The 19,420-nt window shown below is 67.2% G+C and carries 17 protein-coding genes and 1 tRNA gene; all 18 read right to left on the minus strand.

The window, feature by feature from the left end; all coding sequences use genetic code 11:
• Positions 1–97: 97 nt before the first annotated feature.
• Positions 98–171 (minus strand) — tRNA-Leu (locus tag M2428_RS19280).
• Between the two features lie 32 nt (positions 172–203).
• The gene (locus M2428_RS19285; protein ID WP_277527573.1) at positions 204–1,148 is read right to left on the minus strand and encodes an N-acetyltransferase; all 945 of its coding nucleotides are present in this window, start codon (positions 1,146–1,148) and stop codon (positions 204–206) included.
• Positions 1,149–1,298: 150 nt separating this feature from the next.
• A complete protein-coding gene (locus M2428_RS19290) occupies positions 1,299–2,786 on the minus strand; it encodes an FAD-dependent oxidoreductase (RefSeq protein ID WP_277527574.1) in 1,488 nt (495 codons plus the stop codon).
• 38 nt (positions 2,787–2,824) lie between these two features.
• Complete coding sequence (locus tag M2428_RS19295; RefSeq protein ID WP_277527575.1) at positions 2,825–4,261, minus strand: S8 family serine peptidase; 1,437 nt, start codon at positions 4,259–4,261, stop codon at positions 2,825–2,827.
• Between the two features lie 62 nt (positions 4,262–4,323).
• Positions 4,324–5,325, minus strand: coding sequence for a Ppx/GppA phosphatase family protein (locus tag M2428_RS19300; RefSeq protein ID WP_277527576.1), 1,002 nt, complete (start codon positions 5,323–5,325; stop codon positions 4,324–4,326).
• Positions 5,322–5,987, minus strand: coding sequence for a DUF501 domain-containing protein (locus M2428_RS19305; RefSeq protein ID WP_277527610.1), 666 nt, complete (start codon positions 5,985–5,987; stop codon positions 5,322–5,324). Before M2428_RS19305 ends, M2428_RS19300 begins: the two co-directional genes overlap by 4 nt.
• Before the next feature lie 165 nt (positions 5,988–6,152).
• Positions 6,153–6,884, minus strand: coding sequence for a septum formation initiator family protein (locus M2428_RS19310; protein ID WP_277527577.1), 732 nt, complete (start codon positions 6,882–6,884; stop codon positions 6,153–6,155).
• Positions 6,885–6,968: 84 nt separating this feature from the next.
• The gene (gene eno / locus M2428_RS19315) at positions 6,969–8,249 is read right to left on the minus strand and encodes a phosphopyruvate hydratase (RefSeq protein ID WP_277527578.1); all 1,281 of its coding nucleotides are present in this window, start codon (positions 8,247–8,249) and stop codon (positions 6,969–6,971) included.
• 169 nt (positions 8,250–8,418) lie between these two features.
• Entirely contained in the window at positions 8,419–9,003 is a 585-nt protein-coding gene (locus M2428_RS19320; protein ID WP_277527611.1) for a MazG nucleotide pyrophosphohydrolase domain-containing protein, read from the minus strand.
• A gap of 67 nt (positions 9,004–9,070) precedes the next feature.
• A complete protein-coding gene (locus M2428_RS19325; RefSeq protein ID WP_277527579.1) occupies positions 9,071–10,222 on the minus strand; it encodes an adenosine deaminase in 1,152 nt (383 codons plus the stop codon).
• A 32-nt stretch (positions 10,223–10,254) separates the two neighbouring features.
• Positions 10,255–10,974, minus strand: a complete 720-nt coding sequence (locus M2428_RS19330; protein ID WP_277527580.1) for a DedA family protein — start codon at positions 10,972–10,974, stop codon at positions 10,255–10,257.
• 144 nt (positions 10,975–11,118) lie between these two features.
• Positions 11,119–11,754 carry a DedA family protein gene (locus M2428_RS19335; RefSeq protein ID WP_277527581.1) on the minus strand — a complete coding sequence of 212 codons (636 nt, stop codon included), beginning with the start codon at positions 11,752–11,754 and terminating at the stop codon, positions 11,119–11,121.
• A 194-nt stretch (positions 11,755–11,948) separates the two neighbouring features.
• Positions 11,949–13,280, minus strand: coding sequence for a thymidine phosphorylase (locus tag M2428_RS19340; RefSeq protein ID WP_277527582.1), 1,332 nt, complete (start codon positions 13,278–13,280; stop codon positions 11,949–11,951).
• Complete coding sequence (locus M2428_RS19345) at positions 13,277–13,681, minus strand: cytidine deaminase (RefSeq protein ID WP_277527583.1); 405 nt, start codon at positions 13,679–13,681, stop codon at positions 13,277–13,279. Before M2428_RS19345 ends, M2428_RS19340 begins: the two co-directional genes overlap by 4 nt.
• A 2-nt stretch (positions 13,682–13,683) precedes the next feature.
• Complete coding sequence (locus tag M2428_RS19350) at positions 13,684–15,000, minus strand: ABC transporter permease (protein WP_277527584.1); 1,317 nt, start codon at positions 14,998–15,000, stop codon at positions 13,684–13,686.
• On the minus strand, positions 14,997–16,397 hold the full coding sequence (locus tag M2428_RS19355; protein WP_277527585.1) for an ABC transporter permease: 1,401 nt from the start codon (positions 16,395–16,397) through the stop codon (positions 14,997–14,999). The genes M2428_RS19350 and M2428_RS19355 overlap by 4 nt, the downstream gene beginning before the upstream one ends.
• The gene (locus M2428_RS19360; protein WP_277527586.1) at positions 16,390–18,093 is read right to left on the minus strand and encodes an ATP-binding cassette domain-containing protein; all 1,704 of its coding nucleotides are present in this window, start codon (positions 18,091–18,093) and stop codon (positions 16,390–16,392) included. Before M2428_RS19360 ends, M2428_RS19355 begins: the two co-directional genes overlap by 8 nt.
• A gap of 163 nt (positions 18,094–18,256) precedes the next feature.
• Entirely contained in the window at positions 18,257–19,324 is a 1,068-nt protein-coding gene (locus M2428_RS19365) for a BMP family ABC transporter substrate-binding protein (protein WP_277527613.1), read from the minus strand.
• Positions 19,325–19,420 lie beyond the last annotated feature (96 nt).

The raw sequence follows: 19,420 nt of genomic DNA on the forward strand, positions 1-19,420 counted from the left end.
TGAAAATAAGTGACTACGGTCACATCCTTATAACACTCGTTGCATAGAGGAAATCTGGAGGGTTCCAGCGGCCGCTGCAGGGCGGCGTGTAGCAAAGTGCCCCAGGTGGGACTCGAACCCACAACACGCGGATTTTAAGTCCGCTGCCTCTGCCAATTGGGCTACTGGGGCGCCCGGTCAATGGTATCCCGTCGCTGGCCGGATCAGCCCGAAAACGGGCCAGCGTAGCGGAAGGTGCCACTAACGCCGCCGGGCCAGACGGCGAGCGGGAGCAGCTGGAAGTGCGCCCCCCAGCCGGCCTCCGGCGGTGCCACGCCGAGCGACGTGGACGGTACAAAGCCGAAGCGGGAGTAGTAGTCGGGGCTGCCCAGCAGCGCGATCCCCCGCTCCCCCGCGGCGTTGGCCCGCGCCACTGTCTCGTTCATGAGCGCGGTGCCGATGCCGTGGCGCTGCAGCCGCGGCACCACCCCGATCGGCCCGAGCCCCAGCAACTCCAGCTCGCCCACCCAGCCGCGGGTGCTGATCACGTGCCCTACGATTTCTCCGTTGAGCTCCGCAACGACGCTGAACTCGGGGAGGTATTCCTGGCACTCGAACAGCCGGGCCAGCAGCTTCACCTCTTCGGGTTCGCCGTCGACGTGGTGACCGGTGACGGGCGAGATGGCAAACGCGGCGGCTGTGAGGGCGAGGATTTCCGGACGGTCCGCCGGTTCCTCGCTGCGCAGCACGAGTTCCGGTGCTGGCTTGTGCTCCCCATGGTCTGCGACGAGTTCGTGCAGAACCTCCAGCGCCCGGTCGGTGTCGGCCACCGGGACCAGCAGGTGGTCATGATGGAAGCCGGCCAGGACGTTGCAGCTGATCTTCGCCTCGGTCAGGGCGGCGCTGACGGCTGCCGTCAGGCCGATCGCCTCGAGCGAAGAGTGCACCTGGAGCGTTATCCACGCTGCGACGAAGTCGTAGGAGAGCCCCAGGCTGTCCGCTTCGTCCCGTGGCAGCACAACGGTCAGTCCCTCCGCCTCGCGGACGGCGGCCGCGATGGCTCCGGCCAGAGGTTTGCCGTGCGGCCATAGGGCGTAGACGTACTCGCCCTCGCGCAGTTCTGGGCGCATGGTGGCCAGGAGCGTGTGCAGGTCCTTTTCAGCTGTCATGGAGCCAGTCTAGGCGCGGGCGGTGCGCACCCGTCCGCTCCGGACGCCCCTGCGGCTGCCTGCAACGAAAACGGCGGCTGCTCCCCCGGAGGGGAACAGCCGCCGTCGTAGGGCAACCGCCAGAGCGCTCGAAGCCGTTACGGCCAGGAGCTATTTGGCGTCTGCCGGGACCGAGTCATTCGATGCCGCCGGGGTGCCGGCCTTGGCTTCAGGCTTGGCTTCAGGCTTGGTTTCGGCTTGGGCGGCTTCCGGGGCAGCGGCCGGCTTCGGGGCCGGCGTCGCTGCGGCCACGAAGGCACCGCGCGGGTTGTCCAGGTCCATGAGCTGCGTGGTGTCGCGGCCCAGGAAGAAGGCCCACAGCCAGCCGGAGATGACGCGGATCTTGCGCTCCACGGTGGGGATGGCCATGCCGTGGTAGCCACGGTGTGCCAGCCAGGCCAGCGGGCCCTTGAGGCCGATGCGGCCAACCAGGTTGATGTTCGCAACACCCTTCCATTCGCCGAAGCCGGCGACGGCGCCCAGGTTCTTGTGCTTGTAATCCTTAAGCGGCTTGTCCCAGCGGGAGGCCCACAGGTTCTTGGCCAGGCGCTTGGACTGGCGCAGCGCGTGCTGGGCGTTCGGCACGCAGGTGCCGTCCGGCAGGCCGCTGCCCGTGAGGTCGGGGACGGCAGCGACGTCGCCGGCAGCCCAGGCGTTGTCGATGATGCCCTCGTCGCCTGCAATGCGCAGGTCGGCCAGGACGCGGACGCGGCCGCGCGGCTCGAGCGGGAAGTCGGTGGAGCGGACCATCGGGTTGGCCTGCACGCCGGCAGTCCAGACCAGGGTGTCAGTCTCGAATTCCTGGGCCGGGCTCTTGTCCGGGAGGTTGATGAGCTTCAGGGAACCCTCGGCGTTGTCGAGGGAGGTGTTCAGCAGCACCTCGATGCCGCGGCTGCGGAGGTGCTCGACGACCCAAACGGCCTGCGGCGCCGTGACCTCGGGCATGATGCGGCCCATTGCCTCGACCAGGACGAAGCGGACTTCCTCCTGCTTGACGCGCGGGTTGTTCTTGACCGCGGCGCGGGCGAGGTCTTCCATTTCGGTGATGCACTCGATGCCGGCGAAGCCGCCGCCGACGACGACGAACGTCAGGGCGCGGGCGCGCTCAACGGGGTCCGTCATGAGCGAGCCGGTCTCGATGCGCTCGAGAACCTTGTTGCGCAGTGCCACGGCCTCTTCGATGGTCTTCAGGCCGATGCCCTTTTCCGCGAGGCCCTTGATCGGGAACGTGCGGGTGATGGCGCCAGCGGCCAGCACGACGTCGAAGTAGGGAACCTCGAAGGTGTCGCCACCGTCGGAGGGTGCGACCACTGCCGTGCGGTTGGCGTGGTCGATTGAGGTGACGCGGCCCTGGATGAGCTCCGTCTGCTTCAGGTGCTGGCGGTGCGAGACGACTGCGTGGCGCGCCTCGATGTTGCCGCCGGCAACTTCCGGCAGGAAGGGCTGGTAGGTCATGTAGGGCAGCGGATCCACGAGGGTGACGATGCCACCTGCATTCGCGATCTTTTTCTGAAGTTTAAGGGCTACATACAGGCCGACGTACCCGCCGCCGACGACGAGTACCCGGGGACGGTCCTGGAGCTGAAGGGAGGATGCCATGCGTCAAGAATACCGTAGTTTGTGAAAACCTTCACTAACTATGACGGGTTGCTGGAGTCCACCGGATTCTCGGCCCCGCGTTCGGTCCCGGTTTCGGACTTGGGTTCGGACTTGGGTTCGGACTTGACCGGCCTATCCGGCCCGTCCTTGGGCGGCGTTCGCATGGCGGCCCGCAACTGGATCGCAGCGGCCACCACGATTCCCACGAGCAGGCACCCGAAGCCCAGGACCACCGCGGCCGGGACGGCGCTGTCCAGCCGGGACGGCTTCTCCGCGACCGGCACGGTCGCTTCGGGCAGGGTGGGCACAGCGCTGGAGGGCGCGGGCGCCGCAGCAGGTGCCGTCGTGGCGAGGTTTCCGCGCCGGTGGACCCGGATCCAGTCCGAAATCGATCCCAGCGGATTGGCCTTGGTTTCCGGGACATCGGCCTTGAGGGCGGCCTCGGCGTTCAGCACGCCGAAGCCGTAGAGCGGATCCTTCCCGGGCGCCCCGGCGTCCTTGGCCGTGCTGACGATCCGGTTGATGACCTGGCTCGCGGACATCTCGGGCCATTTGGAGCGGATCAGGGCAGCGACGCCGGAAACGATGGGCGTGGCCCCGGAAGTGCCCGCCCATTCGGCATAGCCACCGGCGGGCATGCCGCCGACCAGGTCCTCGGCGGGAGCGGCGACGCCGATGCTGATGCCCTGTGAGGAGGAATCGATGCTGGCCGCGCCCTTGCGGTCCAGGCCTGCGACCGTCAGGACGCCGGGAATCGTGGCGGGCGCGCCGACCTGGATGTTGCCGCCCACGCGGTTGCCCGCGGCGGCGACGATCACGACGTCCTTCTGCTCGGCATAGAGGAATGCCGCGTCCCAGCTCTGCGGCCATTCCGGCGACGTGCTGCCGAGGGAGATGTTGATGACGCGTGCGCCGTTGTCGACCGCCCAGCGCACGGCCTCCGGGATCTGATCCTGGTCGCTCTTACCGCCCGGGTTGGCGGAACCCAGCCAGGTGGAGACGGACAGCAGCTGGGCTTCCGGGGCGACGCCGACGATCCCGTCAGGGCCGACGGCGGGGCCAGAGCTGGGTTTGGCGCTGGCGCTCGGTTTGGCGCTCGGTTCGGGCGCCTGATGCCCGCGCCCGGCGAGCATGGTGGCCACGAGGGTGCCGTGTTCGGGTTTGGCACCGATGCTCGCCTGGCCGTTGGCACTGCCGGCGCCGGAAATGTCGGAGCCGCCGGCGAGCACGCCAGCCAGGTCCGGATGTTTGCCGTCCACGCCGCTGTCAATCACGGCGACTTTGACGCCGGCACCCTTGGAAACGTCCCAGGCTTTGGTGATGCCGGATTCGGCGAGCCAGTATTCCTTGTCCCGCCAGGAGTCGGCGTAGGCGGGCGCGGCTAGGGTCAGCGCCGCGGTGGACGCTCCGCCGGCAAGGGCCAAGGCCATCAACGCGGAGGCGGTCCGGCGGCGCCGGGCTGTTGCTCTGGTCATTCAGGTCCTATCGGCGGTTGCACCAGCGGCACGGCGCGCGGGGGCGCAGCTGCTGGGCGGGATCATCGGATGCTGAGGGCAATACCGTCAAGAATATCGTGTTCACTGGCCACTGCCGTGGTGATGCGGCCGCCCGTGATATCGGCCAGGCGTTGCAGGACCCTCCGCCAAACGAGGCCGCCGGCGCCGATCACGTCCACCCGGCCGGGGTGCATGTACGGCAGCGCGGCCCGCTCCTCCCGGGTCATTTCGAGCAGCTCGGTGCATGCCTTCCGGACGGCGTCCAGGTCCAGTTCGGTGCCATGGATCGCGGCCGGCGAATACTCCGGCAGGCGCAGCGCATGCGCCGTGATGGTGGTGACGGAACCCGCCACGCCGACGACGACGGTGGTGCGCTCCAGCGGAACTGTTTCTGCCGCCTCGCTGATGGCGGCGTCGACGTCGGCCTCTGCCGCTGCGATCTGCGCCGGGGTGGGCGGATCGCTGCGCAGGTGCCGTTCGGTCATCCGGACGCAGCCGACGTCGACCGAGCGGGCGGCGATGACGCCGTCGGCGTTGCCCAGGACGAACTCCGTGCTTCCGCCGCCGAGGTCCACCACCAGGACGGGGTCCTCGCCGCGGGAGGGCAGGACACTGCTGGCGCCCGCGAAGGAGAGCGCGGCTTCCTCGTCGCCAGTGATCACCTCGGGCTCGACGCCGAGGATGGCGCGGATGCCGTCGACGAAGACCTGCCGGTTGCGGGCATCGCGGGTGGCGGAGGTGGCCACGAAGCGCACTTTTTCGACGCCGTGCTGGCGGATGAGGGCAGCGTAGTCTCGGGTCGCGGCGAAGGTGCGCTCAAGCGCTTCCTGGGCCAGTTCGCCCGTGGAGTCCACGCCCTGGCCCAGCCGGACCACGCGCATTTCCCGCACGATGTCGGTAAGCCGCGGTGTGGGCTGCCCAGTTGCCCCGCCTGCAGCTGTGTTCGCTTCCGTGTTCGCGTCCGTGTTCACATCTGCGTTCACATCGGCGATCAGCAGGCGGATGGAGTTGGTGCCGCAGTCAATGGCCGCGACCCGGGTCACTTGGACTCCCCCGCGCCGGCCGCGCTGGCGGCGTCTCCCGCGCCGGCGGTGCCGCGGGATTTACGGACCGGGCCGGGCCGGCCCACGATCTCCGGCAGGCCCTGGGGTCCATGACGGCTGAGGTCCCGGGACGGTGCCTCGCCGCCGGTGTCCCAGGCGCCGTCGCAGTAGCACCGGTCCACGGTCCACCATTCGGCGATGGCCGCGATCGACTCGTCGCCGAGCGGGTTCACGCCCGGGCCGGCGGCCAGCGAGTGCCCCACGAGGACGTGCAGGCATTTGACGCGGGTGGGCATGCCGCCGGCCGAGACGCCGTCGATTTCCGGAACCGCACCGATGCCGCAGCGCGCGCCGATCTCGGCACGGGAGGCCAGATAGGCCTCGTGGGCGGCACGGTACCGGGCCGCGAGGGCAGCGTCGGCGGCGAGCCGGTCGTTCATTTCGTTCATCAGCCCGGCGGCCTCAAGCCGCGACACCGCCGCGGTGATCACCGGATGCGTGAGGTAAAACGTGGTGGGGAACGGCGTACCGTTGCTGAGCCGCGGCGAGGTGGCGGCCACGAGCGGGTTTCCGCAGACGCAGCGGGCCGGGATTTCGACGACGTCCCGCACGGGCCGGCCCAACTGGCGGCTCAGGACCTCGAGGTCCTGCGGCGACGGCAGGCTGGAGGCCTCCGGGGCGTTTGCCCTGTGCCGTGGCGCCGAGGTCGGGGCGCCGTCGTTCTTGACCGCTCGGTTCTGGTCCACTCGGTTCTCGTCCACGGGAGTGGCACCTTCCTGCCCAGTTCCGGATTGTCCGTGGGACAATCCCGGCGGCGGGCGCCGCTTCTAGTCTGTTGCCGATCGCCTGATGGACTCCCAGAGGGAGTCCACCCACGGCAGGTTGGCCGGGTCTTGTGCTGATGGTGCACCCGCCGTGCCACTGGACTGCGCGGCAGGAAGATCGCTGCCGAATACCCAATAGCCCGTCTCGCCGGGCATAACCATGTTAATGCGGTCGCGGGCCTGCTGTTTCACGAAGTTGGGATCCTGCCACCGCGAAACCTGGCGTTTGAGGTCCTCCTGCTTGGTCTGCTTGGCCGCGATGTCGGCCTGCAGCGCCGCGATTTCGGCGCGTTTGTCGAGGAAGATCTTTACCGTGGGCGCCAGCAGGATGGTGATGGCAATCATGACGACGCCGAGGGCAAGCAGCCGGCCCGAGAACGCCTTGGCGGGCACAGGGTCGAGGGATTCGTCGGCACTGCCTGCCGCGGTCCGACCTACGGCCTGGCCCCCAGCTTTCCCCGGTGCCGGCCGGGTTGCGGGTTTTGCGGCCGGTGCTGCTGCGGCACCGTTGGCGGCTGGTTTGCCCGCTGCGGGTGCTGCCGCACGTGGAGAGGCAGGCGCGGCGCCGCGGGGCGTGGCCGGCGTCGGCGCCCCGCTGCGGGAGCCGCCAAAGTCCGCCTGGATGACTTCGCCGCCGTCGTCTACTGCTCCCAGGCCCGTGGCCGCAGGCTTGGCGGCAGCAGCCTTGGTGGGCGCAGGCGTAGCCCGGGGAACATTGGGGCGTCGGGTAGCCATGTCACTCCTTCAAAGCGGGCCAAAACAGAACCGGTGGCCATGGTCTTTCAACCATAGCCACCGGTTACCGGTTTTCGCGGCTAACTAGCCCTTGAAACGCGGGAAGGCGCTGCGTCCGGCGTACCGTGCGGCGTCGTCGAGTTCTTCTTCGATGCGCAGCAGCTGGTTGTACTTGGCTACGCGCTCGGAGCGGGCCGGGGCACCGGTCTTGATCTGTCCCGCGTTGGTGGCAACGGAGATGTCAGCAATGGTGGTGTCCTCGGTTTCGCCGGAGCGGTGCGAGGTGATGGTGGTGTAACCGGCACGCTGGGCCAGTGACACGGCGTCCAGCGTCTCGGTCAGGGAACCGATCTGGTTGACCTTGACGAGCAGCGAGTTCGCGGTCTTGGTGTCGATGCCGCGCTGCAGGATGGCCGGGTTGGTGACGAAGAGGTCATCGCCAACGAGCTGGACCTTGTCGCCGATGGTGTCGGTGAGGGTCTTCCAGCCTTCCCAGTCGTTCTCATCCAGCGGGTCCTCGATGGAAACCAGCGGGTAGTCGGCCACGAGCTCGGCGTAGTAGGCGCTCATCTCGGCGGCGGAAAGTGCCTTGCCTTCGAACTGGTAGGCGCCGTCCTTGAAGAACTCGGAGGAGGCGACGTCCAGGGCCAGCGCGATGTCCTTGCCCGGGGTGTAGCCGGCGTTCTTGATGGCTTCCTGGATCAGGTCCAGGGCGGCACGGTTGGACGGCAGGTTCGGCGCGAAGCCGCCCTCGTCGCCCAGGCCGGTAGACAGGCCCTTGGCCTGCAGGACGGACTTGAGGTTGTGGTAGACCTCGACGCCCCAGCGCAGGCCCTCGGAGAAGGTCTCGGCGCCGATCGGGACAATCATGAATTCCTGGATGTCCACGTCGGAGTCGGCGTGCGAGCCGCCGTTGAGGATGTTCATCAGCGGCACGGGCAGGACGTGCGCGTTGGGGCCACCGAGGTACTTGTACAGCGGCAGGTCTGCGGAGGCGGCGGCAGCGTTGGCCACGGCCAGGGAGACACCCAGGATGGCGTTGGCGCCGAGCTTGCCCTTGTTGGGGGTGCCGTCCAGGTCGATCATGGCCTGGTCGATGCTGCGCTGGTCGGTCGCGTCGAAACCGGTCAGGGCGGGGGCGATCTGGTCGATGACCGCGTCGACCGCCTTCTGGACGCCCTTGCCGAGGTAGCGGCCCTTGTCGCCGTCGCGGAGTTCAACGGCTTCGTGCTCGCCGGTGGAAGCGCCGGAGGGAACCGCTGCGCGGCCGATCTGGCCGTCCGAGAGCAGGACTTCAACTTCTACGGTCGGGTTGCCACGGGAATCGAGGATTTCGCGGGCGTGGATGGCATCGATAAGCGCCATGGATATGCTCCTTTGGGTGAAGCGATCTGCAGGGAATCTGACTGCTTGGACTCTGGCTGTAGGTGAAGCTGAAAAGCCGACGTCGTCGTCGCTACTAGCGTAGTCGAGAGTGGCGGAGGTTACGGAAACCTATCCAAACCCCGGACGTCATGATGCCGACGCTATTTTTCTAGGGCAGGGAGCCGTTGCCGTCCTGAAAGCGGCGGAGCGCCCCGCGGAGGGCGCGCTCGGCGTCGAGCCCACCGGCCCGGGCACCCGCCACGATCCCGAACAGCAGGTCGCCGAGTTCCGCCTCGGTGGCCGGGATCTCGACGCCAGTGTCGCCCATAGCCGTCGCCAAGTGCGCGCGTTCGGCCCGGTCCAGGAGCTTTTGGGCCCGGGCCAGGGCCGGCAGCGCGGCGGGAACGCCGTCGAACACGTGGCCGCGTTCGGGCTTCTCGGCCTTCTTGACGGCATCCCATTTCAGGACGATCTCCTCCACCGTTGCCGGGAAGGAGTCCTGCAGCGAGCCGTCGGGCCGGAACACGTGCGGGTTGCGCCGGATCATCTTGGCCCTCAGGGCGCGGGCGACGTCGTCCAGGTCGAAGGCGCCACGTTCCTCGGCGAGCCGGGCATGCAGGACCACCTGAAGCAGCACGTCGCCCAGCTCGGACTTCAGTTCGGCGTCACCGCCGGCCGTTTCGATGGTCTCCGCAACCTCGTAGGCCTCCTCCAGGAGGTACTCCACGAGGGATTCGTGGGTGAGGGCACCCATCCAGGGGCAGTGCTCGCGCAGGGCCGCGATGGAAGCGACAAGCCCCTGGACGGGTGGAGTGTCCTCGTTAGCCAAGGTCGGAGTAGGCCTCGTTGATGTATTCCACCAGGGCTTCCTTCTCCTCGAGCGGCAGGAAGGCCGCCTCGGCTGCGTTGAGCGTCAGCTCCAGCAGGTCGTCGAGGTCGTAGTCGAACGTCTCAACCAGCAGTTCGAACTCGTCGGTCAGCGTGACGCCGCTCATGAGCCGGTTGTCTGTGTTGATGGTGACGTTGAAGCCGAGCTGGTAGAGCATGTCCAGCGGGTGGCTTTCGATGCCTTCGCCGAAGCCGGCGATGGCGCCGGTCTGCAGGTTCGAGGAGGGGCAGATCTCCAGGGCGATGCCGCGGTCGCGGACCCAGCTGGCGAGCTCGCCCAGGGTCACCATGCCGATGGTGTCGTCGACTTCGTCGGCGTCGGCGCCTTCGTCCTCTTCGAATTCGATCGTGACGTCCTCGGCGATCCGCACGCCGTGGCCCAGGCGCAGTGCCCGGCCGTCGACAAGCGCCGACTGGATGCTTTCCAGGCCGGCGGCTTCGCCGGCATGGACGGTGGCCGGGAAGTTGTGCTGGGCCAGGTAGGTGAAGGCGTCCTTGAAACGGGACGGAAGAAAGCCGTCCTCGGCGCCGGCGATGTCGAAGCCGACGGCGCCGTTGTTACGGTGGCGGACAGCCAGTTCGGCGATCTCCTGGCTGCGGTCGGCGTGGCGCATGGCGGTGATGAGCTGGCCCACCTGGATGTCGCGGCCGGTCTCGGCCACGGCGTCTACGCCCGCTTCGAGGCCTGCCTGCACGGCCTCGACCACTTCGTCCAGGCTCAGGCCCTTCTGCAGGTGCTGTTCGGGTGCCCAACGCACTTCGCCGTACACGACGCCGTCGTCGGCCAGGTCTTCGACGAATTCCTTCGCGACGCGGAACAGGCCTTCCTTGGTCTGCATCACGGCGATGGTGTGGTCGAAGGTCTCGAGGTACCGGACCAGGGAGCCCGAGTCGGCGGATTCGCGGAACCACTCCCCCAGCGCGACGGGGTCCGTGGAGGGCAGCGTGTGGCCGGCGGCCTCAGCGAGTTCAATGATGGTGGCCGGGCGGAGTCCGCCGTCCAGGTGGTCGTGCAGGGAAACCTTGGGAAGGACCTTCAGGTCGAAGTCGAGGTCAGGGGCAGCGTCAGGGATAGTCTCAGTCACGTTCCAACCATAGGGTCGCCGGGCGCCGGAAGCTACTTTCTGCCGGCCTCGGCATCCCCGGAGGCGATCATCGGTGCAGGAAAGGCGGCGGCCGGTTTGTGCGTGGGCCCGCCGTCGAGCCATTCGTCCACGACCTCGGCGTCGTGGCGGCCAAGTCGCTTGTGCCACCAGCGCAGGAGGTGGTCGATGAGGACGCCGAGCACGATCGCAAACACCACCGCGATCCCCGCGCTGAGCAGCGGGTTATGGTGCAGCCACGGGAAGGAACTGGCCAGGACGCCGATGCCGATCGAGTAGGCCACCCACGTGAAGCAGGCGAAGGCGTCCAGGAAGAAGAACCGCCGGTGCGGGAACGCCGTCGTGCCCGCCACGTAGTTGACGGCGACGCGGCCCCACGGGATGTACCGGGCGGTGAAGATCAGGACGGCGCCGCGCTTCTCAAGTTCATAGTGTGCCCAGCCGAAGACCTTTTGGACCTTCGGTTTGCGCATCCAGCGGAACCGCTCGAGGCCAATCTTGCGGCCGAGCATGTATGCCATGTTGTCGCCGGCGATGGCTCCAACGAGCGCCGTGAGGCCGAGGATCCACAGGTTGGGCTGGCCGCTGTGCAGGGAGTACGCCGCAAGGGCAACGATGAGGGTCTCGCTGGGGACCACCATCGCGAAGCCGTCCACGAAGAAGAAGACCAGCAAGAGGGGGTAGATCCACCACTGGCCAGCGGCATGGAGCACGGCCTCGTTAATGAACTCCATGCGGGCGGTGCTCCTTGATGACTGGGAACGGACAACTAAGCCGTACCGTACAAGCGATGACAGTGGGTGGAACGTTGGACGAAGTGCGGCCAACAAACGTGACCCAAATCGCTCCTTAGTGTCCCACGGGCGGGGCCAATCCGCCTAGGACTCGGCGGGCGGAACGGAACGCGTCGATTCCTCCGGAGTACGGCCGCGCACCTTGCTGATCACGCGGTCAAGGACGATGCCGAGGACAACGGCGCAGATGATCGCAATGGCCGCGGCCAGCACATGGTTTTTCTGAAACCACGGCCCAACAAACAGGCCGATCCCCACCGAGTAGCCGGCCCACAGCAGCGCCGAAAGTACCGTCAGGCTGACGAATCTGGGCCGTGGGTAGTGCGTGGCACCGGCGGTCAGGTTGACGGCTACCCGTCCGATCGGGACGAAGCGCGCCACGAGGATCAGTGAGGCGGGCCGTTTCCGCAGTTCCCGTCCGGCCCAGCGGAAGGCCGCCTGCATTCGGGGACCGCGCTGCCATGCCCATCGCCGCGTTCCGACGCGGCGGCCGATCAAGTAAGCCACGTTGTCGCCGATGAATGCTCCTGCGGCGGCGGTGGCGATCAGGAGCGCCGGATTGGGAACATCCGCCGTGGCGGCGACTGCAGCCAGGCCCACCACCACCGACTCGCTCGGGATCGGTGGAAAGAAGCCGTCGATCAAGCAGCAGGCGAAAACCAGGACCAGGACCCAGGGTTGCCCTGCGGCGGCGAGGATGAAGTCGTTGATTGCCTGCACAGCTTCCTAACGCGCGGCGGAACCAGATAGATCCAAGCGCAGGCTCGGCCGGAGCCGGGCCTGCGCTTGCAAGGGTACTGCTGTGGAGCCAGTCTTGTGGAGTCAGTGTACCGCCGGCCCCGACAGCCGGTTGCCCTATCACTTATGGCGGCTAAACCTGAGGTTTGGGGACCAAAGGTGATAGGGCAACGGGCCTAGGCGATGCGGTCGATGATGAGCTTCTGGGCCGGCCGGGAGCCCTCTGGTGCGATCACGGCGGCGTGTTCGAGCGCTTCCTTGGCCCGCTCGAACTTCTCCGGGGTGTCCGTCAGGAGGGTCATGAGCGGTTCGCCCGCCCTGACCATGGCACCGGGCTTGGCATGCATCCGCACCCCGGCCCCGGCCTGGACCTGGTCCTCCTTGCGGGCGCGTCCGGCGCCGAGCCGCCAGGCCGCGACGCCGACGGCCATCGCGTCGAGCTCCACCAGGACGCCGTCGGCCGGGGCGTAGATGACCTCGGATTCCTTGGCGACCGGGAGCTTGGCGCGCGGGTCCCCGCCCTGGGCCTCGATCATCCGGTTCCAGACGTCCATGGCCCGGCCGTCCCGCAGTGCGGCCCGGGGATCCGCGTCCCGCACGCCCGCGCACGCCAGCATTTCCTCCGCGAGCCGGACGGTGAGTTCGACGACGTCGTCCGGGCCTCCTCCGGCGAGAACCTCCACGGATTCCTCGACCTCGATCGCGTTGCCCGCGGTGAGGCCCAGGGGCGTGTTCATGTTGGTGAGCAGGGCCACCGTGTTGACGCCGGCGTCCTTGCCCAGGGCCACCATGGTCTCGGCCAGTTCGCGGGCGCGGGCCTCGTCCTTCATGAACGCGCCGCTGCCCACCTTGACGTCGAGCACCAGAGAGCCGGTGCCTTCGGCGATCTTCTTGCTCATGATCGAGGATGCGATCAGCGGGATGGCCTCCACGGTCCCGGTGACGTCGCGGAGCGCGTAGAGCTTCTTGTCCGCCGGGGCCAGTCCTGCGCCGGCCGCGCAAATGACCGCGCCGACGTCCTGGAGCTGGGCCATCATTTCTTCATTGCTCAGGGCCGCACGCCAGCCCGGGATGGCCTCAAGCTTGTCCAGGGTGCCGCCGGTGTGGCCGAGCCCGCGGCCCGAGAGCTGCGGCACGGCCACGCCGAAGACCGCCACCAGGGGCGCCAGCGGCAGGGTGATCTTGTCCCCGACGCCGCCGGTGGAGTGCTTGTCCGACGTCGCCTTGACGCCGCCGTCGGGCCTGCGCAGGCTGGAGAAGTCCATCCGCTCGCCGGAGGCGATCATGGCCGCCGTCCAGCGGGAGATCTCGGCCCGGTCCATGCCGTTGAGCAGGATGGCCATGTTCAGGGCGGCCATCTGTTCGTCAGCGATGGCGCCGCGGGTGTACGCGTCGATCGTCCAGTCGATCTGGGCCGGGCTGAGCACGCCCTTGTCCCGCTTGATGCGGATGATGTCGACGGCGTCGAATGCTTCGGTGTTGCTGTTGGTCTGTGTCGGAAATGTCACCGGGGTTCCTCCAGGTGTTGGGGGCCAAAGGCATCGGGAAGGACCTGGTCCATGGTCTTGATTCCCTGCGTGGTCATGAGCTCCATGTCCGGAGCCCGGAATTCGTAGAGCAGCTGGCGGCAGCGACCGCACGGCATGAGGACGTTCCCGCCGGCGTCGACGCAGTAGAAGGCGCGGAGCTGTCCCCCGCCGGTCATCTGCAGGTTGCCCACCAGGGCGCACTCGGCGCACAGGGTCAGCCCGTAGCTGGCGTTTTCGACGTTGCAGCCGCTGACGATCCGCCCGTCCCCGGTGAGGGCCGCGGCCCCCACCGGAAACTTCGAATACGGCGCGTAGGCGTTCTTCATGGCGGACAGGGCAGCGGCTTCGAGCGCTGCCCAGTCGACGTCGATGCTGTCCATTCTCAGCCCTTGATGTACGGTATGCCGTCGGCGGCCGGCGGCCGGGAGCGGCCGACGAGCCCGGCCACGGCGAACACGGTCACCACGTACGGCAGCATGGCCATGAACTGGCTCGGCACGGGGGTCCCGATGATCGTCACGATGCTTTGCAGGTTGTCGGCGAAGCCGAACAACAGCGCGGCGAAGAACGCCCCGATCGGGTTCCAGCGGCCCAGGATCATGGCGGCGAGGGCAATGAAGCCGCGGCCACCGGAGATTTCCTTGGTGAAACTGTCGATCGCCACGAGGGTGAAGAACGATCCGCCGATTCCGGCGACGGCGCCGCCGAGCGTGACGTTCCAGAAACGGGTCGCGTTGACGTTGATACCCAGGGTGTCAGCCGCCTGCGGGTGCTCGCCCACGGCACGGACGCGCAGGCCCCACTTCGTCTTGAACAGCGCGACCCAGATCACAATCACGGCCACATACATCAGGTAGCCCACCACGGACTGCTTGAACAGGATGGGCCCGATCACCGGGATGCCGGACAGGACCGGGATGTCGATGATGGGCAGCTCGGCGGGCGAGTTGTATTTCTCGGGGTCCGACTGCATCACTGTGGTGAACAGGAAGCCGGTGAGCCCGGAGACCAAGACGTTGAGCACGACGCCGACGATGATCTGGTTGACCACGTACTTGATGCTGAACAGCGCCAGAACCATGGAGACCAGGGCGCCTGCCACGGCTGCCGCAAGCAGGCCCAGGTAAGGGTTGTGCGTCAGGCTGGCGACGAGTGCGGCCGTGAAGGCACCGCCCAGGAGCTGGCTTTCGATGGCGATGTTGACGACGCCTGCGCGTTCGCACAGCACCCCTGAGAGGGAGCCGAAGACGATCGGCACGGCGAGTGTCACGGACCCGGCGATGAGGCCGGCCAGCGAAATGCTGGGTGTCCGGGCGCCGCCCACCACCCAGATCAGGAAAGCGACCACGAACACGACGGTGAACACGGCCGGAAGCCAACTCGGGGGCCGGACGTTCTTTTTCGCCTTCAGGACCAAGGCGTAGCCCGCGAGGCCCAGCAGGATCAAGGAGAGCACCATGCCGCTGAGGAATGCGGGGACGTCGATCGCGGGGAGCTGGAAGAAGTCTCCGCCGGAGGAAACGCCGAACTTGGCGTTCGCCTGCGGGCCCAGCAGTCCGAAGAAGATGAAGGCGATGGTGGCCAGCACCGACAGGGTGACCGGCAACTTCCAGGTCACCGGTTTGGTGGACACCGCCGGCCTGCGCCCCTTGTCAGGCTGTGATTCTCCCTGGACGGGCGAGGTTGCTGTTGTGCTCATGCGGCACCTCCGGTGGTTGCGGCCTGCTTGGTTTTGCCGGCGGTCGCGGCCTTCTTCTTGCGCGGATTCAGTCCGAAGATCGCCCGGACCAGGGGCGGCGCCGCGATGAACAGCACAATGAGCGACTGGACCACGAGGACGATGTCGATCGGAGTTCCGGTCTGGATCTGCATCTGGACGGCGCCTGCGCGGAAGGCTCCGAACAGCACGCCGGCGGCAAAGGTGCCCCACGGCGACGAACGTCCCAGCAGCGCCACAGTGATCGCGTCAAAGCCGTAGGTTGCCGCGACACCGTCGGTCAGGACCTTTTCGGTGCCTGCCACCTGCGCCACGCCGGCCAGGCCGGCCAGGCCACCGGCAATGGTCATCACCAGGATGGTGGCCCGGGAGACGTTAATGCCGGCAGTCAGGGCTGCCTTGGGGTTCGCCCCGATGGCGCGGAATTCGAATCCGAGCGTGGAGCGGTTCAACAGCCACCAAACAAACACGGTGGCCGCAATGGCCAGCAGGAATCCCAGGTGCAGCCGGTACTGGCTGCCGAAGATCAGCGGATACGCGGCGCTGGGGTCCACGATCGGCGATATCGGTGTGTCCGCCCCCGGGCGCTGGAACAAGTCCGTGTCCAGCAGGTCGCGCAGGAAATACAGGGCGATGTAGTTGAACATAATGGTCACAATGACCTCGTGGGCGCCCGTCCTGGCTTTGAGCACACCGACGATGCCGCCCCAAACGGCGCCGCCGATGACACCGGCCACGAGGACCAGCAGCAGGTGCAGCCCAACCGGCAGGTGCAGCGCGAAGCCGACCCACGAGGCGAGGATGCCGGCCATGATGATCTGGCCCTGCGCACCGATGTTGAACAGACCCGCACGGAAGGCCAGGGCGACGCCGAGGCCTGCGGTGATCAGCGGGGTGGCGATGGTCAGCGTCTCCATGAGGGGGGCGAACTGTCCGGCCACTCCGGCGCCGCGGGGGTTGAAGACCGCGCCCTGGAAGAGGGCGACGTACGAGCCGGTGGCGGCGGACCAGACGGCGGTGAGGAAATCAGTGGGCCGGGCAAAGAGATAGCCGGCCGTGGTGCCGACTACCTTGTCCGTCATGGCGATGAGCAGGCCGCCCAGGATCAGTGCGAGCAGCACCGCCAGGATGGTCACGATGCCATTGCCGGTGAAGATCTTGCGCAGCAGCGACTCTTCCTCCGGGGCGCCGGGAAGGGATCCGCTCTGGGTCGAGACGGGAACGGCCGATGGCTGGTGGGCACCGCCCGCGGTGTCCAGGGAGGTGACGAAGGCTTCATCGTCCTCGAGCGGCTCAGGCTCCACTGCGGTGGCTTGGGCTGCCGGAAGCCGGTCCGGGTCCGGTGCGGCCGCGGGCCGCGGCTCGGTGTTCTCACTCATGGTGGTCTCCTACGGCGCCGGAGCCGGGCTCCTGCACGGACGGGGCGGCGGGCGCCTGGCTCGTGGCCGGCGTCGTTGCGGGGTTGGCGGCCGGGGTGCCGGCCGGGTTTTCTGCTGTGTTCCCGGCGGGGTTTTCTGCTGTGGTCGGTGCGGGGCGCTGTGCCGAATGCTTGCCTGCGGCGTCGGCCTGGGCTTCGTCCAGGGAAACGCCGGCCATCATCAGGCCCAGGACGTCGCGCCCGGTGCCGGCCGGGACGATCCCCACCAGCCTGCCTTTGTACAGCACGGCGATCCGGTCGGCGAGTTCAATCACCTCGTCCAGTTCGGTGGAGACGATCATGACGGGCGTGCCATGGTCCCGCTCCGCGACGATCCGCTTGTGCAGGAACTCGATGGAGCCCACGTCCACGCCGCGGGTGGGCTGGGAGGCGATGAACAGCCGCAGCGGCCGGGACAACTCCCGGGCCATGACGACCTTCTGCTGGTTGCCGCCGGACAGGGTGCCGGCTGCGAGCATGCCGGACGGGGTGCGGACGTCGAATTCTTCGATCCGGGTCTTGGCGTTCTCCAGGACCTTGGCCGGGCTCATGCTGATGCCCTTGGCGAACGGCGCCTGGTCGTAGCGGTCCAGGATCAGGTTCTCGGCGATGGAGAACGTGCCAATCAGCCCGTCGAGTGAACGGTCTTCCGGCACGAATCCGACGCCGGCATTGAGGACGTCCTTGACGCTGCGGCCCAGGAGTTCTTCGCCATCGAGGGTGATCGAGCCGTGGGCCCTCTCGTGCAGGCCGAGGATGGCCTCGGTCAGTTCGGTCTGGCCGTTGCCCTGGACGCCGGCGATGGCGAGGATCTCGCCGCGGGCGATTCCGAAGCTGATGCCGTCCACCACATGCTGGCCGCTGGGCGCGATGACGGTGAGGTCCTTGACCTCGAAGGTGGTCTCCTGCGGATTGGCCGGAGCCTTGTCCAGGGTCAGGCTCACGGCCCGGCCCACCATCATGGACGCCAGCTCGGTGGTAGAGGCGCCGGGATCGGCCGAGCCCACCACCTTGCCGCGCCGGATGACGGTGATGGTGTCAGAAACGGCCTTCACTTCGCGCAGCTTATGGGAAATGAACACGATGGAGGTGCCGTGGCTCTTGAGCTGGCGCATGATGTCCAGCAGCTCATCGGTGTCCTGCGGGGTCAGCACGGCCGTGGGCTCATCGAGGATGAGCACCTTGGCGTCGCGGACCAGTGCCTTGATGATCTCGACGCGCTGCTGCACGCCCACGGGGAGGTCTTCGATCAGCGCGTCGGGGTCGACGTCGAAGCCGTACCGGTCCGAGATCTCGCGGATCTTCCGGCGGGTGTCCTCGAGGTCCAGGAATCCGCCGGTCTTGGTGGTTTCCGCTCCCAGCGCGACGTTCTCCGCGACGGTGAACACGGGGACCAGCATGAAGTGCTGGTGCACCATGCCGATGCCGGCCGCCATGGCGTCGCCGGGGCCGCGGAAGGTGACCGGTTTGTCGTCGATCAGGATTTCGCCCTCTGTGGGCTCGTACAGTCCGTAGAGGACGTTCATCAGCGTGGACTTGCCAGCGCCGTTCTCGCCGAGCAGACAGTGAATCTGCCCGGGTTCAACAACCACATCGATGTGATCGTTGGCTACCAGGGAGCCGAAGCGTTTAGTAATGCCCTTGAGTTCAAGTTTCAAAACTCTGACCAATCTCGAGGTGTCCGGAAGGCTTGGTCCGGACGCGTATGGGGGCTGCAGCACCAGCTTAGTGCCTGCGCTCTGAGGCGCAGCGGGCCGCAACGAAAAGCGCCACAGCCCGTGCGGTGGTGACCGGACGGGCCGTGGCGCTTAGCGGAGGAAGTTAGGCCTTCGGGCTGGCTGCGGATTCAACCTTCAGCTTGCCGTCGGCGATGTCCTTCTTGATCTGGTCCAGCTCGGACTTCAGTTCGGCCGGAACCTGGGCATCCATGTCGTGGAACGGAGCCAGCTGGACGCCGTCGTTCGCGAGCGTGCCAATGTACGGCTTGTTGGTGAACTGGCCGTCCTTGTCCTGCTTGACCACCGTCTCGACGGCCTCGCCCATCTGCTTCATGACGGAGGAGAGCATGATGTCCTTGTAATCCGGTGCCGTGAGGAAGCCGTCGGAGTCAACCCAGATGAGCTTGACGTCCTTGCCTGCCGCCTTGGCTTCCTGCAGAGCTGCGCCTGCACCCTTGCCGACCGGGCCGGCGACGGGCATGACGATGTCGGCGCCCTGGTCCAGGAAGTTCTGGGTGAACTGCTTGCCCTTGTCCTGCTTTTCGAAGTCGCCGGTGAAGGAGCCGTCCTGCTTGGCCTTGTCCCAGCCCAGGACCTTGACGTTCTTGCCCTTTTTCTCGTTGTAGTACTTCACGCCGTCGGCGTAGCCGTCCATGAAGATGGTGACCGTGGGGATCTTGATGCCGCCGAAGGTGGCAACCGTTCCGGTCTTGGTGGTGCCTGCTGCGAGGTAGCCGGCCAGGAACGCGGCCTGTGCCGTGTCGTAGATGATCGGCTTGACGTTGGCCACCGGGGTTTCGTAACCGAAGTCGATGATGGCGAAGTGCTTGTCCGGGTTCGCGGTGGCCTGGGCCTTCGTAGCGTCGCCGAGCAGGAAGCCGACCGTGATGGTCAGGTTGCAGCCGGCGGCGACCATGGCGCGCAGGTTCGGTTCGAAGTCGTTGTTGGTCTTGGACTCGGCCTCGGCCGTCTTGATGCCAAGATCCTTCTCGGCCTTCTTCAGGCCCTCGTAGGAGGACTGGTTGAACGACTGGTCATCGAACCCACCCGAGTCGGACACGATGCAGCCCTTGAAGTCGCTGGCGGTCTGGGTGGCGGTGCTGGCCTCCGGGGCAGCGCCGCAGCCGGTCAGCAGGAGTGCAGCCGCGCCCGCGGTGGCGACCCCGGCCATTGATCCGCGCTTGAAGGTGGCACGCAGAGAGTTCTTCAATTTTCCTCCAGGAAGAAAGAGTAGGCGCTACGACGGAAGTTCAATGAGTGTCTGTCT

The sequence above is a fragment of the Arthrobacter sp. ES3-54 genome (assembly GCF_029504395.1).
In the GTDB taxonomy this organism is placed as follows: domain Bacteria; phylum Actinomycetota; class Actinomycetes; order Actinomycetales; family Micrococcaceae; genus Arthrobacter.

Bases quoted from the DNA above. Each gene is read 5' to 3' on its own strand.
- M2428_RS19320 (WP_277527611.1), bottom strand. From the start codon at position 9,003: ATGGGTGCCCTCACCCACGAATCCCTCGTGGAGTACCTCCTGGAGGAG.
- eno (WP_277527578.1), bottom strand. From the start codon at position 8,249: ATGGCGCTTATCGATGCCATCCACGCCCGCGAAATCCTCGATTCCCGT.
- M2428_RS19365 (WP_277527613.1), bottom strand. From the start codon at position 19,324: ATGGCCGGGGTCGCCACCGCGGGCGCGGCTGCACTCCTGCTGACCGGC.
- M2428_RS19310 (WP_277527577.1), bottom strand. From the start codon at position 6,884: ATGGCTACCCGACGCCCCAATGTTCCCCGGGCTACGCCTGCGCCCACC.
- M2428_RS19350 (WP_277527584.1), bottom strand. From the start codon at position 15,000: ATGAGCACAACAGCAACCTCGCCCGTCCAGGGAGAATCACAGCCTGAC.
- M2428_RS19290 (WP_277527574.1), bottom strand. From the start codon at position 2,786: ATGGCATCCTCCCTTCAGCTCCAGGACCGTCCCCGGGTACTCGTCGTC.
- M2428_RS19295 (WP_277527575.1), bottom strand. From the start codon at position 4,261: ATGACCAGAGCAACAGCCCGGCGCCGCCGGACCGCCTCCGCGTTGATG.
- M2428_RS19330 (WP_277527580.1), bottom strand. From the start codon at position 10,974: ATGGAGTTCATTAACGAGGCCGTGCTCCATGCCGCTGGCCAGTGGTGG.
- M2428_RS19285 (WP_277527573.1), bottom strand. From the start codon at position 1,148: ATGACAGCTGAAAAGGACCTGCACACGCTCCTGGCCACCATGCGCCCA.
- M2428_RS19345 (WP_277527583.1), bottom strand. From the start codon at position 13,681: ATGGACAGCATCGACGTCGACTGGGCAGCGCTCGAAGCCGCTGCCCTG.
- M2428_RS19355 (WP_277527585.1), bottom strand. From the start codon at position 16,397: ATGAGTGAGAACACCGAGCCGCGGCCCGCGGCCGCACCGGACCCGGAC.